Here is a 15,916-nt window from a genome sequence, read left to right as displayed (position 1 = left end):
GAAGGGACCGGATCGGTAACCGTAGCTGTTGATAAAAATTACGAACGTAATATGTGCGTTGCGCAGCATTTCGGTCAAGGCTTCAGCCAAGCGACAGGTTGCGCACCTTTAGATAGAGCGATTTAGAACGGAAATTTCACCACTTTCGTTATAAGGTAACGAGATGTGACGGGGTTCGACGTCAGCAACGATAAACACTGGGGTGGTATGCAAGTCGATCTTGATGTCGATGGAACGCAAGTAGCCGGGTTGCCGCGCTTTCAGCAAGCGCTGTTTCACGGGCGACGGCTGCGTCAGTACGCAATCGGCCTGAGCGCCGTGGCGGCGGTAGGGCTGTTGCTGGCGTTTTTCACCGGGTTGTTTGCGCCGCAGTCGCTGTGGGCTGCGCTGCTGGTAAGTCAGAGCGCCGGTTTACTGGTGCTGGTCGCCGGTTTGCAATCGGCGTGGTGGGTGACCCAATGGCGCGCGCAGGCATTGAATCCGAGCGTCTCTGTGCCTGTCGTCGTCGACGAGGAAACCGTTGCGCCGGTGGGCTGGTACGAACGATTGCTGGATCGGCTCAGCCAGCGTTGGCTGCACATGCTGGCGCAGATCGGCGCGCCGACGTTTTGGCTGGCTGGATGGGCGTTTTTGGCGTTGTTCAGCATCGAACAGTTCTGGAGCCTAGCGCTAACCCCGGCCACGCTGGGTGTCTCCGCCAGTATCGGCGCCGCGCTGTCACTGCTGCTGGCTTTCGGTCTGCTGGTGCTGGAGCGTCAACTGGCCCAGGAAAACACCGCCGAATGGCCCGAAGCAGGGGCTCTGGCACAGCTGACGCGCGTAGCGATTATTTGCCTGGTACTGGGCGCGCTTTGCCTGTTGTTCGGCAATGAAACCTCAGTCTGGCCAGTGCGTCTGGCGGTGCTGATCGGTTTGCTGCCGGGGCTGGTGGCCGTCGAACTGTTGCTGCGGGCGGTGCTGTCGCTGTTCAGTCCACAGCGTGAGCAACTTGAACCCTCATTGCTGGCGCGCAGCTTTGTCGCTGACATGCTGCGCTGGCCGCCACAACCATTGCTGGCGTTGCAGCACGAATTGCACAACCGCTTCGGCATCGACCTGCGGCAAATCTGGGCCTTCACTTATATGCGCCGGGCGTTCTTTCCGGTGCTGGCGGTGGTGGCGATTGTCGGTTGGTCGCTCACCGGCATTCACGAAATCCCGTTGCAAGGGCGTGGGATCTACGAACGTTTCGGCAAACCGGTGGAGGTGTTCGGCCCGGGCTTGCACGCGGGTTTGCCTTGGCCGTTGGGCCGGGTGCTGGGCGTCGAAAACGGCGTGGTCCATGAGTTGGCCACCAGCAGTGAAGCCACCGCGCCAGTGGTGGCCGAACCGGCAGAAGGCCCGGCACCGGCGATTGCCAATCGCTTGTGGGACGCCAGTCATGTGAACGATAAATCCCAAGTCATCGCCAGCAGCCGCGCCGACAAACAGAGCTTCCAGATCGTCAACATGGACGTGCGCTTTGTCTATCGCATTGGCCTCAGTGATAAGGACGCACTGGCCGCGACCTACAACAGCGCTGATGTGCCGACGCTGATTCGCAGCACCGCCAGCCGGATTCTGGTGCATGACTTCGCCTCGCGAACCCTCGACGGTTTGCTCGGCGAGGACAGGGTAGGGCTGGGCGAAGAGATCGGTCGCGCCGTTCAGGCTGACCTGAAAAAACTCGACAGCGGCGTGGAAATTCTCGCCACCGTGGTCGAGGCGATTCACCCGCCGGCCGGCGCTGCCAACGCTTATCACGCTGTGCAGGCGGCGCAGATTGGCGCCCAGGCATTGATCTCCCGTGAGCGCGGTGCCGCAGCGGAAGCCACGAACCAGGCGCAATTGCAGGCCAGTATTGCCCGTGATCAAGCCACCGCCAATGCCCATGAAATCAACGCGACTGCGCAGGCGTCAGACCTGCGCTTCAGCGCCGAGCGCAAAGCCTACGCCAGCGCCGGCCAGGCCTTTGTGCTGGAGCAATATTTCAGTCAGCTAACCCAAGGCCTAGCCAACGCCAAGCTACTGGTTCTCGACCATCGCCTGGGCGGCAGCAGCAACGCGCCGACCATTGACCTGCGTACGTTCACGCTGCCGGCAGACCCTGCGTCGCCGCGTAACACCGCTCAGCCAGGAGCCACCCATTGAGCCAGTCGAATACTCACGATCACGATGACCACACTGGCCACGATCACGGCCATGGCGGGCATCACCACGGTCATCATCACCATCACCACGGTGATCCCCAGGAAGCCGGCCCATTCCCGTGGCGGCGCATGGGCTGGGCGGCGCTGCTGGTGGCGTTCGCCGTCGCGGCAGCAAGCCTGGTGCAAGTGCGCTCGGGGGAGGCCACGGTGATTACCCGTTTCGGCAATCCGTCGCGGGTGTTGCTGGAGCCGGGTCTGGGCTGGCGTTGGCCGGCGCCGTTTGAAGCGGCGATTCCCGTGGATCTACGCTTGCGAACCACTTCCAGCGGTTTGCAGGATGTCGGTACGCGGGACGGTTTGCGCATCATCGTTCAGGCGTACGTGGCGTGGCAGGTGCAGGGTGATCCGGACAACGTGCAGCGCTTTATGCGCGCGGTGCAGAACCAGCCAGATGAAGCGGCGCGGCAGATTCGCACCTTCGTTGGCTCGGCACTGGAAACCACCGCCAGCAGTTTTGACCTGGCCAACCTGGTGAACACCGATGCTAATCAGGTGCACATCGCCGATTTCGAAGCGCAGTTGCGTCAGCAAATCGATCAGCAGTTGCTGACCACTTATGGCGTGCGGGTGCTGCAAGTCGGCATCGAACGTTTGACGCTGCCATCGGTGACACTCACCGCCACCGTCGATCGCATGCGCGCGGAGCGTGAAACAATTGCCACCGAACGCACCGCTATCGGCAAGCGCGAAGCGGCGCAAATCCGTTCCGCCGCTGAGCGTGATGCGCGAATCGTGCAGGCTGATGCCACGGTGAAAGCCGCCGACATCGAAGCGCAATCCCGCGTCGAAGCTGCACAGATTTATGGTCGCGCCTATGCCGGATCGCCGCAGCTCTACAACTTACTGCGCTCGCTCGACACCTTGGGCACGATTGTTTCACCGGGGACCAAATTGATTTTGCGCACCGACGCCGCGCCATTCCGGGTGTTGGTTGACGGTCCGCCGAACCTCGACAACAAGTCCGGATCGCAGCCATGAATTTGGTTCCACGTGGAACAAATGAATTAAGCAGCCCCTGGATTCAGGCCGGGCGCTTGGCTTTTTTGGCGCTTTACGCGGTCACGGTGTTGGCTGCTTTGGCCTGGGCATTCTCCAATGTGCGGCAGATTGATCCACAAAATCGCGCCGTGGTTTTGCACTTTGGTGCGCTGGATCGCATCCAGAATGCCGGTCTGTTGTTGGCGTGGCCGCGGCCGTTTGAACAGGTGATTTTGTTGCCGGCAGCGGATCGGGTCATTGAGCGTCGAGTAGAAAATCTGCTGCGAAGTGATGTGGCATTGCAGGCTGATCGCGTGGCGACATTTGCTACGCCGCTCAGTGATGCACTCGCCGGCTCCGGGTATTTACTGACCGGTGATGCCGGCGTGGTGCAACTCGATGTGCGGGTGTTTTACAAAGTTACCGCGCCGTACGACTTCGTCCTGCAAGGTGAACATGTATTGCCGGCGCTGGATCGTCTGGTGACTCGCAGCGCCGTGGCGCTCACTGCCGCGCGGGATCTGGACACCATTCTGGTGGCGCGCCCAGAGTTGATCGGCGCCGATAACAAGGCAGCTGAACGCCGGGAACGCTTGCGCGGTGATCTGGTGCAGGGCATCAACCAACGCCTGGCTGAATTGACCGCGACCGGGCAGGGGATTGGGATTGAAGTGGCCCGGGTCGATGTGCAATCGAGTCTGCCCGGACCTGCGGTGAACGCGTTCAACGCCGTACTCACCGCCAGTCAGCAGGCCGACAAAGCCGTGGCCAACGCCCGTACCGACGCCGAGAAACTCACCCAGTCCGCCAACGAACTAGCCGACCGCACCCTGCAAGTGGCTCACGCCCAAGCCAGTGAACGATTGGCCAAAGCTTCAGCCGATACCGCTACCGTGCTAAGCCTGGCCCAAGCACAACAGCAGGGCACCGACCCACAAATGCTGCTGCGTATTTACCGTGAGCGGATGCCGAAGATTCTCGGTCAGGCCGGCTCGGTGACCACGGTCGATCCGAAAGACGATTCCCGCCTGATCATTCAGGGAGCTGCACAATGACTGCCCAAACCGCCGCCGTTCCGAGCATGTTGTCCTCGGCCGAGCAACGCAGCGCCGCGCGCCAACTGACCTTGGCGATGCTCGCCCTTGGTTTGCTCGGGCTCGGATTGATCTGGCGCTGGGTGTCGCCGGAGCAAACCGGGGTCAGCCAATTGCTGCTGGGCTTCGCTTCGTTGCTGGTGGCCGTGCCGGTGATGCGTTCGGCCTGGTACAGCTTGCGTTACCCAAGCCTGCATGGGATCACCGATCAGTTGATCGCCCTGGCCATGCTCGGTGCCTGGGCCACCGGTGATTTACTCACCGCGGCCTTGCTGCCGATCATCATGATCTTCGGTCACGTGCTGGAAGAGCGCAGCGTGATCGGTTCTCAGGAGGCGATTCACGCCCTTGGCAAACTGACTCGCAGCCATGCGCGCAAGGTCCAGGCTGATGGCGTGATCATTGAAGTCGACAACCGCACGCTCAAGGCTGGCGACAGGGTGGAAGTGCGCGCCGGAGATCGAGTGCCCGCCGATGGCCGGGTATTGTCCGGTCAAGCGAGCCTCGACACTGCATCGATTACCGGAGAATCCGTGCCGTTGGAGGCGGTGGTCGGCATGACCGTGTTCGGTGGCGCGATCAATCTCGATGGTCTGTTGCGCATTGAAGTGACCCGCACCGGCAACGAATCGACCCTCGGCAAGGTCATCGCGCTGATGCAAAGCGCCGAGCGTTCCAAGCCGCCAATTACCCGTTTGCTCGAGCGTTACGCCGGCAGCTACATGGTGTTGGTGTTGTTGCTGGCGGCGGTGACTTGGTTCGTCACCAACGATGCTCAAGCGATGCTCGCGGTGCTGGTGGCCGCTTGTCCGTGTGCGCTGGTGTTGTCGGCACCAGCCACGGCGATTGCCGGAGTCGCTGTGGCGGCACGTCACGGGATTCTGATTCGCAGCTCGGCGTTCCTCGAAGAGCTGGCAGACCTGACGTCGCTGGTGGTGGATAAAACCGGGACGCTGACCTTTGGCACCTTGCGCCTGCAATCCATCGACAGCCCGTTGGAGGACCGCAGTCACGTGCTGAAACTCGCCGCCAGTCTTGGTTCGGCAAGCAGTCACCCGGTCAGTCGGGCGTTGGCCAGCCTGGTGACTCAGGAGCATTTCCTGCTGCTCTCGGACATTCACGAACGCCAAGGGTTGGGCGTGGTGGCCATGACTGAACAGGGTGAGGCGGCGCTCGGTCGGCCAGAGTTGTTCGCGCAGTTGGGCATCGCCACTTCCGCCGTTCCCGAACACGACGGGCCGATTGCCGGGCTGGCACTGAACGGTGAATTCCTCGCCTGGCTGTTGCTGGCAGACACGGTCAAACCGGAAGCACGCTTTGCCCTGAATGAATTGCGCGAGCTGGGTTTGGGTCGGCAACTGCTGCTCACGGGCGATCGACAAAGCGTCGCGCATACCCTGGCTCGGGATGTCGGTATCAGCGACGTCGAAGCCCAGGCCTTGCCCGAAGACAAACTCAATCGGGTAATGACGGAAATTGGTAACGGCTTCCGGCCGATGGTGGTCGGCGATGGCATCAACGATTCGCTGGCGCTGAAGGCCGGCGTCGTCGGCGTGGCCATGGGCGCGGGTGGGGCGGACATCGCCCTCGCGTCGGCGGACATCGTGCTGATCGGCAGTGATCTGCGTCGGCTCGGGACCTGTGTTCGGCTGAGTCGCCAATGCCGGCAGACGTTGCAGGTAAACGTGATCATCGGTTTGGGTTGGACCTTGGCGATCGTGGCCTTCGCGGCCTTCGGCTGGCTCGGTGCGGCAGGGGCGATGATTGCCGCGTTGCTGCACAACTTGAGCACGCTGTTGGTACTGGGCAACGCCGGGCGTTTGCTGCGGTTTCAGGAACCGCTACTCAAGTTGAAAGATGAAGTCTGATATACCCATCGAGAACGCTCTAAACCGGGAGGTCTCAGCGATATAGACTTTTAGAACTGTGTGCTCACTTTGTAGTCATCTAGGTGTGGACCATTGTTTTTCAGATTCACGACGGCGGTTTGAAGCGTCGCGAGCTATATAGAAAAAGGCTATTAAATCGATAGCCAGCTATTTTTCTAGGATGGTCTACCCTCACATCAGACGTCTGAAATAAGGGGGATTTTCCATGCTCGCGCAACTTCCACCGGCCTTACAGAATCTGCAGCTACCGCTTCGCCTGCGACTCTGGGATGGCCATGAATTCAATCTGGGGCCGACGCCCAGCGTCACCATTGTGGTAAAGGACCCGCAAATGGTTACCCAGTTAACTCATCCAAGTCTTGATGCGCTAGGAGCGGCGTTTGTCGAAGGCAAACTTGAGCTGGAAGGCTCCATCAGCGACGTGATCCGCGTGTGCGATGAATGGAGCCAGGCAATGCTCGGTGACGCGGACAGCCAGCCGGTTCGCCTCGTCCACGACAAGGAAACCGACGCCAAGGCGATTTCCTACCACTACGACCTCTCCAATGCGTTTTATCAGCTGTGGCTCGACAGCGACATGGCGTATTCCTGCGCCTATTTTGAGACCGGCAGTGAAACCCTGGAGCAAGCCCAGCAAGCCAAGTTCCGCCATTTGTGCCGCAAGCTGCGGCTGCAACCGGGCGACTACCTGCTGGATGTCGGTTGTGGCTGGGGTGGGTTGGCGCGGTATGCGGCCCGTGAGTTTGGCGCGAAGGTATTCGGCATCACCCTCAGCAAAGAGCAACTGGCCCTGGCCCAGGAACGGGTCAAAGAAGAAGGCCTGGAAGATCTGATTGAGCTGCAATTGCTCGACTACCGCGACCTGCCTCAGGACGGGCGCTTCGACAAGGTGGTCAGCGTCGGCATGTTCGAACACGTTGGCCATGCGAACCTGGCCGAGTACTGCAAAATTCTGTTCGGCGCGGTGAAGGAGGGTGGCCTCGTGATGAACCACGGGATCACCGCCAAGTACACCGACGGCCGTCCGGTGGGACGCGGTGCCGGTGATTTTATCGAGAAATATGTGTTCCCCAACGGCGAACTGCCGCACCTGTCGATGATCTCTGCCGAGATCAGCGAGGTCGGGCTGGAGATCGTCGATGTCGAGAGCCTGCGCCTGCATTACGCACGCACCCTCGACCACTGGAGCGAACGCCTGGAAGACAATCTGGAAGCCGCCGCTAAAGAGGTGCCGCAACAGGCGTTGCGAATCTGGCGGCTGTACCTGGCCGGTTGCGCTTATGCGTTCGCCAAGGGCTGGATCAATCTGCACCAGATTCTCGCGGTGAAAGCCCACCCGGATGGCAGCCATGAACTGCCCTGGACCCGCGACGACATCTACACCCCTTAAAGTATCGGGGAAATAAGCCGGGCGACCCGCATGCCGATCTGTTGCAGGCGGTGGGTCTCCCGGCTTTCTTCTTTGGCGATTTCGTGGGCTTGGGCGAAATCGTCATTGAGCATCTGCTCCACCTCGGCGGCAAATGCGCTGTCGACGGTCAGCAACATCACTTCGAAATTCAGCCGGAATGAACGGTTGTCCAGATTGGCGCTGCCGATGGCGCTGATTTCGCTGTCGATCAACACCACTTTCTGATGCAGGAAACCGGGCTCGTAACGGAACACGCGCACGCCCGCGCGTACGGCTTCAAAGGCGTAGAGGCTGGAGGCGGCGTAGACGATTCGGTGATCCGGCCGCGACGGCAACAGCAATCGAACGTCCACACCGCGCAGGACCGCCAGGCGTAATGCGGCGAAAACTGCTTCGTCCGGAATGAAGTAGGGGCTGGTGATCCACACGCGTTCCGTCGCCGCATGGATGGCTTCGACGAAGAACAGTGAACAGGTTTCGTAGGAATCCGCCGGGCCGCTGGCCAGCAATTGGCAGAGCACGCCGTCGTCCGGGTAAACGTCCGACAGGATCAGCGGCGGCAGTGAGCGGGCGGCCCAGAACCAGTCTTCGGCAAAGGATTCCTGCATGCAGGCCACCACCGGCCCGCGTACCTGAACGTGAGTATCGCGCCAGGGTGCCAAGGGTGGTTTTTCGCCCATGTATTCGTCGCCGACGTTGTGCCCGCCGACGAACCCGAGCACACCGTCTACGACCACGATCTTGCGGTGATTACGGAAATTGACCTGGAACCGGTTGAGCCAACCGCTACGGGTGGCAAAGGCTTTGACCTCGACACCGGCATCACGCAATGGCTGCACGTAGCTATGGGGCAACGAGTGACTGCCGATGCGGTCGTACAGTAGATAAACCGCCACGCCTTCGGCGGCTTTCTTCAGCAGCAGGGTTTGCAGGCGTTGGCCGAGGCGGTCGTCGTGGATGATGAAGAACTGGATCAGTACCGCTTCCTTCGCGTGGCTGATCGCTTCAAAAATCGCCTCGAAGGTGGCTGTGCCGTTGATCAACAGGCGCACTTCGTTGTTCGCCAGGCATGGCATGCGCCCCAGTTTCGGCATCGCCCTCAAGGACGCGTAGGCATTGGACGCGCGGGCGGTCAGGGCTTCTTCGACCCAGGGACGCCAGTTCAGCTCGGAGATGGCCTTGCGCATTTCTTCGTTGGCCTGGCGTCGGGCCTTGATGTAACCATCGAAGGTACTGCGGCCGAAGACCAGGTACGGGATAAGCGTCAGGTAAGGAATGAACAGCAACGACAGGGCCCAGGCGATCGAGCCTTGGGCAGTCCGAACGGTCAACACGGCGTGGATGGCGGCAATCAGGCCCAGCGAGTGCAGTAACGCGATCAGATAACCGAAAACGTGCGGTCCAAAATAATCCATGGGGCAGCCTTGCTCCTGAAGATTCAATACGTAAAAGACCATGTTCCGTGCAGAATGTCGCTATTTAATTGGCCCATGAACCGAAGCACATGGCTGACGTCTAACGGCCACTATTGATCAGGAGTTACTCGATGAACGTTCGTCTGCTGGGTTTGGCCATGGCCCTTGGTTTGTCCCTTCCTGTAGTTGCTCAGGCGCAAATGTTGCAACCGGGTCTGTGGGAATTGACCACAAGCAACATGAAAGTCGATGACCAGAACCTGCCGGATCTGCAATTGATCCTCGGCCAGTTGCAAGGTCAGATGACCCCGGAGCAACGGGCGCAGCTGGAGAAGCAGGGCATCACCATGGGCGGCAAGGGGATTCGTGCGTGTCTGACGCAGGCTCAAGTCGCATCCGACAACATTCCGCTGACGGATCCGCAATCGGGCTGCAAACAGGAAATCACTGATCGCACCGGCAACCAGTGGAAATTCCGCTTCAGTTGTCCGAAAGCGCAAGGCGCGGGTGTTGCTACGTTCCTCAGTGATCGTGAGTTCACCACCAAGGTGAATGGTACTTTCAATGCGACCGGCATTCAGCAGAAGGGCAGTCTGGATACCCGCGCTGTTTGGCTTGGGCAGGATTGCGGGACAGTGAAGCCTAGGGCTTAAAAGCAATCGCGAACAAGCTTTGCTCCTACGGACGGTGATGTCTGTAGGTGCAAGGCTTGCCCGCGATGGCGTACTTTCAAACTCCGCAATCTTTAGGATGTAAAAACCCACACACCTCATCAATCCGCATCCGCCCAAAATCCTCCCCGCTGCAACTGCGCACGCTGACGAACCCGCCGTCCTTTTCCTTTTCTCCGACCACCAACAGATACGGCACGCTCCGTTCGCTGTGCAGGCGAATCTTGTAGCCGATCTTCTCGTTGCGCAGATCTGCCTGAGCACGCACACCGCTACGTCGAAGCTCCTCGGTCACCGATTGGGTATAAGCAATCTGGCGCTCGTCGATGTTCACGACCATCACTTGAGGCGGCGATCGCCAATGCGCCAGCTCCTGCTGGCTGGGCCAGCAAGTCCCGTAGATCCGTTGCAGTGACGTGCCGCCGACATGATCAAGGGCGAAGGCTTGCAGCACTTTGGTGGCGGGAACGTGGGGACCGTGGGTCAAGTATTCGGCGTCTCCCAGGCGATACACCGAATGCCTTTCGGTTGAGGACAATGGCCGCTGTCGGATGGAATGGTTGGTCGCCGCAAGCATGTGCATGCGCTCTTCAATCGGAGTCAGGTCGGCGAGCGTTAACATTCGCTGCAGCGCAAACTCATAAAAGAACCCGTCACCCAGTGCCGATCCCTTGAGCAACAGGACACTCGGATGCAGTTGTTTGACCGCCATCGCCAGCATCAGCGCACAGGAGCGGCGCAGGATCTCCAGTCCATCCGGTTCTTGAGGCGTGACAATACTGACCCGGGCATCACCCTGAATCACAAACCCACAGTCCACCAAAATACCGTCCACCCGGCCGGCCACCGCCGCTTTGGCCAACGCGGGCCCGATACTCGCCGCCAGCTCATACACGGACAGTGGTTGATCGTATTCGCGCAGTGAGCCGTCGGGCAGGGTGATGTGGATCATGGTCGCTTCTCGGGATGTGGACGTTAGCGCATGAACCGCAGGGGCAATCCCTGACAGCTGTCATGTAGACGATTGGCGTGCCAGGCAATTTGCCCCGACACCAGCGTGGTGCTGACGCTATGGCGCAAACGATGTTGGACGAAGGGCGTCCAGCCGCACTGGGAGAGGATCGGTTGCTGGGAAACGAGGACGCCGTCCGGCTCGGGTTTGATCAGCACCAGATCGGCCCAATAGCCCTCGCGCAAATAACCACGGTCGGGAATCGCGAACAGATCAGCCACCCGGTGACTGGTCTTGGTCACGAGGGTGGTGACGGGCAGCACTTCATCCGCCACCAATTCCAACAGCGCCGGGAGGGCGTGTTGCACCAGCGGCAGACCGGACGGTGCCTGACTGTAAGGTCGCTGTTTTTCGGCCCAGGTGTGGGGCGCATGATCGCTGCCGATTACATCCAGTCGGTTGCTCAGCAGGGCTTGGCGCAAAGCGTCGCGGTCGGTCTGGGACTTGATCGCCGGGTTGCACTTGATCAGGTTTCCAAGGCTCGGATAGTCGCGATCATCGAACAGCAGATGATGCAGACAGACTTCAGCGGTGATGTGTTTCTGGCTCAACGGTTTGTCTTCGAACAATTCAAGTTCGAGCGCTGTGGTCAGGTGCAAAACATGCAACCGCGTGCCGTGACGCTTGGCCAGGTCCACGGCCATTGAGGAGGAGCGAAAGCACGCCTCGGCATTGCGAATCAGCGGATGGGCTTCGGCCGTAATGTGTTCACCGTACAACGCTCGCAAGGTCGCGGCGTTGGCGTCGATACTCGGGGTGTGTTCGCAGTGCGCCAACAGGATCGTTGGCACCTCGGCGAACAGCCGTTCAAGAATCCGCGGATCGTCCACCAGCATGTTGCCGGTGGACGCGCCCATGAACACTTTCACCCCGGCGACTTCGCAAGGATTGAGCGCGGCAACGGTGTCGAGGTTGTCGTTGCTCACACCGAAATGGAAGCCGTAATTGGCTACTGAATTGATTGCCGCCCGGCGCTTTTTATCGGCCAGCGCATCGAGAGTGAGGGTGGCCGGCTGGGTGTTGGGCATGTCCATGAAACTGGTGATGCCACCCGCCACCGCAGCTCGGGATTCGGTGTAGAAACTGCCTTTGTCCGGCGCCCCGGGATCACGGAAATGCACCTGGTCGTCGATCATCCCTGGCAGCAGCCAATGACCCCGCGCATCGATCTCCACGTTCGCCGTTTCGCCTTCGATGCTGCTGGCGATTTTGACGATACGACCATTGCTGACCAATAGATCGCCGTCAAACTCACGACCTTCGTTCACCAACCGGGCATTGCGAATCAGCACGCTGCTCATGGTCAGAACTCGTTCTGCAGGGCTTTGTAGCCGCGCACCAGATCAACGTTGGTGCGCGCCACGTCCTCGGAAAACTCCGAGGCACTGACACTCACCGGCGGAAACTGCGACAGGTCGGTGCCGGGGCCTATGCGAGTAGTGGACGGCACATAGAAGGCCGCAGGCAAGTCCCGGCCGTCGACTACTGAGTTGTGCCGAACCACGCAGCCGTTACCCACCGAGCAGTTGAACAGCACGCTGTTGAAGCCGATGAACACCCGGTCGCCGACGGTGCAGGGACCGTGAACGATGGAACGGTGGGCGATGGAACTGAACTCGCCGATGGTCACCGCCGCGCCCGACTTGGAGTGGATGACCACGCCGTCCTGGATGTTCGAGTTGGCGCCGATGGTGATCGGCTCCATCTCGCCCGATGCATCGACTTCGTCGGCACGAATCACTGCGTAGGGGCCGACGAAAACGTTCTCGCCGATCACCACTTTGCCGCAGATGATCGCGGTTTTATCCACGTACGCGGACTCCGCAATCAGCGGCAGATCACCTGAAGGATTCTTGCGGATCATGGCTTGCTCAACGCGTCGTAGAGGGTGTTGAGGTTGTATTCGAACAGCCCGGCGAAGGTACTGGCCGGGCCGGTTGCTGCGAGTGCATCGGAGTAAAGAGTGCCGCCGATGTACGCGCCGCTTTCATCGGCAATCTGCTTGAGCAGGCGGGCGTCCTTGATGTTTTCCATGAACACCGCTTTGACCTTGGCCTGGCGAATCTGGGTGATCAACGCCGCCACTTCCGCCGCCGACGGTTCGCGCTCGGTGGACAAGCCTTGAGGCGCCATGAAGTCGATGCCGTAGGCCTGACCCAGATAACCGAAGGCGTCATGGGAGGTGACGATCTTGCGATTACCCGGTGGCAACGAACCGAGCTTGGCTTTGGCTTCGGCGAGCAGCGTGTAGATCTGTTTCAGGTAGGCCTGGCTGTTGCGTTGGTAGTCAGCCTTGTTCGCCGGGTCGGCGGCGATCAGCGCTTTGGTGATGTTGGCGATGTACAGTTCGGTGTTCGCCAGGTTGTGCCAGGCGTGCGGGTCAGGAACGGTTTCGCCGTCTTCGTCCAGCGAGCGAGGAATCACGCCGTGGCTGGCGCTGATCACCGGCGCTTTGGTTTCGGTGCTGGTCACCAGGCGATCCAGCCATGGCTCGAAGCCGAGGCCGTTCTTGATGATGAGCTTTGCTTTGAGCAAGGCTTTTGCATCGTCCGGGGTCGGCTCGTAGGTGTGGGCATCGGCGTCCGGGCCGACCATGTTGGTGATCTGGATGTGGTCGCCGCCGACTTGATGGGTCATGTCGGCGAGGATGCTGAAACTGGTGACCACCTGCAGTTTTTCCGCGGCAGACAGCGACATCGACAGCATCAAACTGAACAGCACGAGTAAAGCGCGCATCGTGAAACACCTCATTGGGATGTGAGCAAAGGCGGGCGGCGCAGCAAGCCGTGCACCGGACCGAACACCACGGACAGCAGATACAAACCGCCAGCCACTAGCACGATGGCCGGGCCGCTGGGCAGCGAGTAATAGAACGACAGCAGCAAACCGCACCACACCGAGAGGCAGCCGAGCACGGCGGCGATGGCCATGAGTACTGGTAAACGGCGGCTCCAGAAGCGTGAAGCGGCGGCCGGTAACATCATCAGACCGACCACCATCAACGCACCGATGGCCTGGAAACCAATCACCAGATTCAACACGACGAGGGTCAGAAAGACGCCGTGGGCGAGTGGCCCGAGACGGCTGACGGTTTGCAGGAAGAGCGGGTCCAGGGTGTCCAGCAACAGCGGTTTGTAGATCAGCGCCATGGCGATCAGGCTGAAGCCGGAGACCCACAACATGCCGGTCAATGTCGGGCCGTCAACGGCCAACGCTGATCCGAAGAGCAGGTGTAAAAGGTCCAGGCGCTTACCCGCGAGACCGAGGATCAGGATGCCGCTGGCCAGGGAGATCGGGTAGATCGCGGCGAGGCTGGCGTCTTCCCGCAGACCGGTGCGACGGGTGATCCAGGCTGCGAGCCCGGCCATGCTCAGACCGGCGCCGAGGCCACCGATGGTCAGCGCCGGAAGACTGAGACCGGCAAACCAGAAGCCTAGCGCCGCACCGGGCAAGATGCCGTGGGCGACCGCATCGCCAATCAGACTCATGCGGCGCAGGATCAGAAATACCCCGAGTGGTGCGGTGCTGCACGCGAGAACCAAACCGCCGAGCAGCGCCCGACGCATGAATACGAACTCGTGGAACGGTTGCCAAAGTTGCGCGGCGGCGATCATCAGGCCACCTGCGTCTGAGGTTGTTGGCGAATCAGATCGGTGCTGAGTCCGAGCGTGCAGCCGCTGCTTTTGATCAGCAGGGTTTGTGGGATGTGTTGGCGAACGGCGGCCAGGTCATGGCATACGACGACCAGGGTTCGACCGGCGGCTTGCCAGGTGTGGATGTGTTTCCAGAGCAGTTCCTGGCCGAGTTCATCGAGGGAGGCGTGGGGTTCGTCGAGTAGCAGCAATGGGGCTTCGGCGAGACTCAAACGGGCGAGTAGGGCGCGCTGTAATTCGCCGCCGGAGAGGGCCATCAATGGGCGATTCTCAAGGCCAGTCAGGCACCAATCTTCAAGGGTGTTTTTCAGGCGTTGGCTGCGAATCTCTGGTGACTGCTTGCCGCCCCAGAAACCGGCGGCTACCAACTCTCGCAGGCTAATAGGAAATTGTCGGTCCAGGTGTTGTTGCTGGGGCAGGAATGAGAGGCCGCCCTTGCGTGGAACATCCAGCAGGATTTTACCGGCCAGCGGTTTTTGTAGGCCGGCGATGACTTTCAGCAGGCTGCTTTTGCCCGAGCCATTCGCGCCGATCACGGCGGTCAGACTGCTCTCGGGTAACTCGAAATCTAAGGCTGGTGTGAGGGGTTGGCCGGGTGCGCCCCAGCGTAGGGATTGGCAGCGGATCATGTGACTGACTCCCAGCTCCACCGACTTTCGGCGACGGCGTCGTGAGCGTGGAGACTTTCGGCGTGTACGACTCGCACGTGAAATCCGTTGATGCCTGGGGAGCGTTTGAGGGCCAAGTTCAAACGTCGTGCGGCGTCTTCGCAGAACATCAGGTTCTGACCATTGGCCAGGGCGAAGGCTTGTTCGTCGGCGCGTTTTACCGCTGTTTGGACTGCTGTGCCGAGGGCAGCTTCAGCGTCATTGATGACCGCAATCAACGGCAAGTTATCGAGATAATCATCCAGACGCACCTGCAATTGCGCGGTGCTGCGTTGGCTGTGAGGTGTGGCGACGATGCCTTTGGTGGAGCCGAGCCAGGCTAAAACGTCGGCGTGTTGCAACGGCGTGTTGGCGAAATCATCGATGAATTGCTGTTGGATGAGTTGGCGCGACAACGCTGCCGAACACGGGCAAGTGGAGGAATAACCCACGTCGATTTTTAGTTCCACGTGGAACATATCGTTTTCCAAACGGGCGTCGACAATGACTGGATAGGTTTTCCAACCGGCCAATGGACTGACAAGTGCTGGCCTTTTCAGCAGTAGATCTGCGTGAATTTTCAGATAGGCGCTGTTGGATAGCCCCTCATGAGTCTCAAGAAAACGCAGCAATACTTTGCGCAACAACGCCGGCGTGAGGCTTCCCTGTTCGAGCATTTCCAACGCCAGATACAGCCGCGACATATGAATACCGCGAGCCTCGCCGTCGTCGAGACTGACGCCAGCATCCGCCTTGGCACTCAGCCGCTGGCCATCGAATAACACAGGAAGAGCAATGCCGCACATGCCCACCCACTCCAGTGGCAGGGCTTGGCGTGAGGCCTGCGCGGCGATATCCGGCAGAGTCAGCGCATTCATGAGCAGGTCCATCGTGGGAGTTGATTTGGCATGTTATATT

14 protein-coding genes are annotated in these 15,916 nt (G+C 60.1%); 6 read left to right on the top strand and 8 right to left on the bottom strand.

What is annotated here, in order from left to right; all coding sequences use genetic code 11:
* Positions 1 to 207: 207 nt before the first annotated feature.
* From hflK (ACA071_RS31620) to cfaB, 5 genes are all read left to right on the top strand, one after another.
* The gene (hflK, locus tag ACA071_RS31620) at positions 208 to 2,169 is read left to right on the top strand and encodes a protease modulator HflK (protein WP_497645415.1); all 1,962 of its coding nucleotides are present in this window, start codon (positions 208 to 210) and stop codon (positions 2,167 to 2,169) included.
* The gene (gene hflC / locus ACA071_RS31615; RefSeq protein WP_497642569.1) at positions 2,166 to 3,206 is read left to right on the top strand and encodes a protease modulator HflC; all 1,041 of its coding nucleotides are present in this window, start codon (positions 2,166 to 2,168) and stop codon (positions 3,204 to 3,206) included. The genes hflK (ACA071_RS31620) and hflC overlap by 4 nt, the downstream gene beginning before the upstream one ends.
* Positions 3,203 to 4,261 carry a protease modulator HflK gene (gene hflK, locus ACA071_RS31610; RefSeq protein ID WP_497642568.1) on the top strand — a complete coding sequence of 353 codons (1,059 nt, stop codon included), beginning with the start codon at positions 3,203 to 3,205 and terminating at the stop codon, positions 4,259 to 4,261. The genes hflC and hflK (ACA071_RS31610) overlap by 4 nt, the downstream gene beginning before the upstream one ends.
* Positions 4,258 to 6,168, top strand: a complete 1,911-nt coding sequence (locus tag ACA071_RS31605; RefSeq protein WP_497642567.1) for a cation-translocating P-type ATPase — start codon at positions 4,258 to 4,260, stop codon at positions 6,166 to 6,168. Before hflK (ACA071_RS31610) ends, ACA071_RS31605 begins: the two co-directional genes overlap by 4 nt.
* Before the next feature lie 226 nt (positions 6,169 to 6,394).
* Positions 6,395 to 7,579, top strand: coding sequence for a C17 cyclopropane fatty acid synthase CfaB (gene cfaB, locus ACA071_RS31600; RefSeq protein ID WP_497642566.1), 1,185 nt, complete (start codon positions 6,395 to 6,397; stop codon positions 7,577 to 7,579).
* On the opposite strand, the gene cls is transcribed toward cfaB, so the two are convergent.
* Positions 7,576 to 9,015, bottom strand: a complete 1,440-nt coding sequence (gene cls / locus ACA071_RS31595; protein WP_497642565.1) for a cardiolipin synthase — start codon at positions 9,013 to 9,015, stop codon at positions 7,576 to 7,578. The genes cfaB and cls overlap by 4 nt on opposite strands.
* 131 nt (positions 9,016 to 9,146) lie before the next feature.
* On the opposite strand from cls, the gene ACA071_RS31590 reads away from it, so the two are divergent.
* Positions 9,147 to 9,668: a DUF3617 domain-containing protein gene (locus tag ACA071_RS31590; protein WP_497642564.1), complete on the top strand. Its 522-nt coding sequence runs from the start codon at positions 9,147 to 9,149 to the stop codon at positions 9,666 to 9,668.
* 76 nt (positions 9,669 to 9,744) lie between these two features.
* Here the strand turns inward: ACA071_RS31590 and ACA071_RS31585 are convergent, their stop codons facing one another.
* The 7 genes from ACA071_RS31585 to folE2 are packed head-to-tail and all read right to left on the bottom strand — an operon-like array spanning position 9,745 to position 15,876.
* A complete protein-coding gene (locus ACA071_RS31585) occupies positions 9,745 to 10,638 on the bottom strand; it encodes a His/Gly/Thr/Pro-type tRNA ligase C-terminal domain-containing protein (protein WP_497642563.1) in 894 nt (297 codons plus the stop codon).
* A 23-nt stretch (positions 10,639 to 10,661) separates the two neighbouring features.
* Complete coding sequence (locus ACA071_RS31580) at positions 10,662 to 11,999, bottom strand: dihydroorotase (protein WP_497642562.1); 1,338 nt, start codon at positions 11,997 to 11,999, stop codon at positions 10,662 to 10,664.
* A 2-nt stretch (positions 12,000 to 12,001) separates the two neighbouring features.
* Positions 12,002 to 12,562 (bottom strand): gamma carbonic anhydrase family protein, encoded by a 561-nt coding sequence (locus tag ACA071_RS31575; RefSeq protein ID WP_429513261.1) that lies wholly within the window; start codon positions 12,560 to 12,562, stop codon positions 12,002 to 12,004.
* A complete protein-coding gene (locus ACA071_RS31570) occupies positions 12,559 to 13,434 on the bottom strand; it encodes a metal ABC transporter substrate-binding protein (protein ID WP_497642561.1) in 876 nt (291 codons plus the stop codon). Before ACA071_RS31570 ends, ACA071_RS31575 begins: the two co-directional genes overlap by 4 nt.
* Before the next feature lie 11 nt (positions 13,435 to 13,445).
* Positions 13,446 to 14,312, bottom strand: a complete 867-nt coding sequence (locus ACA071_RS31565; protein ID WP_497642560.1) for a metal ABC transporter permease — start codon at positions 14,310 to 14,312, stop codon at positions 13,446 to 13,448.
* The gene (locus ACA071_RS31560; protein WP_497642559.1) at positions 14,312 to 14,980 is read right to left on the bottom strand and encodes a metal ABC transporter ATP-binding protein; all 669 of its coding nucleotides are present in this window, start codon (positions 14,978 to 14,980) and stop codon (positions 14,312 to 14,314) included. The genes ACA071_RS31565 and ACA071_RS31560 overlap by 1 nt, the downstream gene beginning before the upstream one ends.
* On the bottom strand, positions 14,977 to 15,876 hold the full coding sequence (gene folE2, locus ACA071_RS31555) for a GTP cyclohydrolase FolE2 (RefSeq protein ID WP_497642558.1): 900 nt from the start codon (positions 15,874 to 15,876) through the stop codon (positions 14,977 to 14,979). The genes ACA071_RS31560 and folE2 overlap by 4 nt, the downstream gene beginning before the upstream one ends.
* Positions 15,877 to 15,916: the final 40 nt, after the last annotated feature.

The sequence above is a fragment of the Pseudomonas sp. LBUM1646 genome (assembly GCF_059716165.1).
The sequence above is the reverse complement of the archived record's forward strand: the minus strand, read 5'-3'. Positions and strand labels throughout refer to the sequence as shown.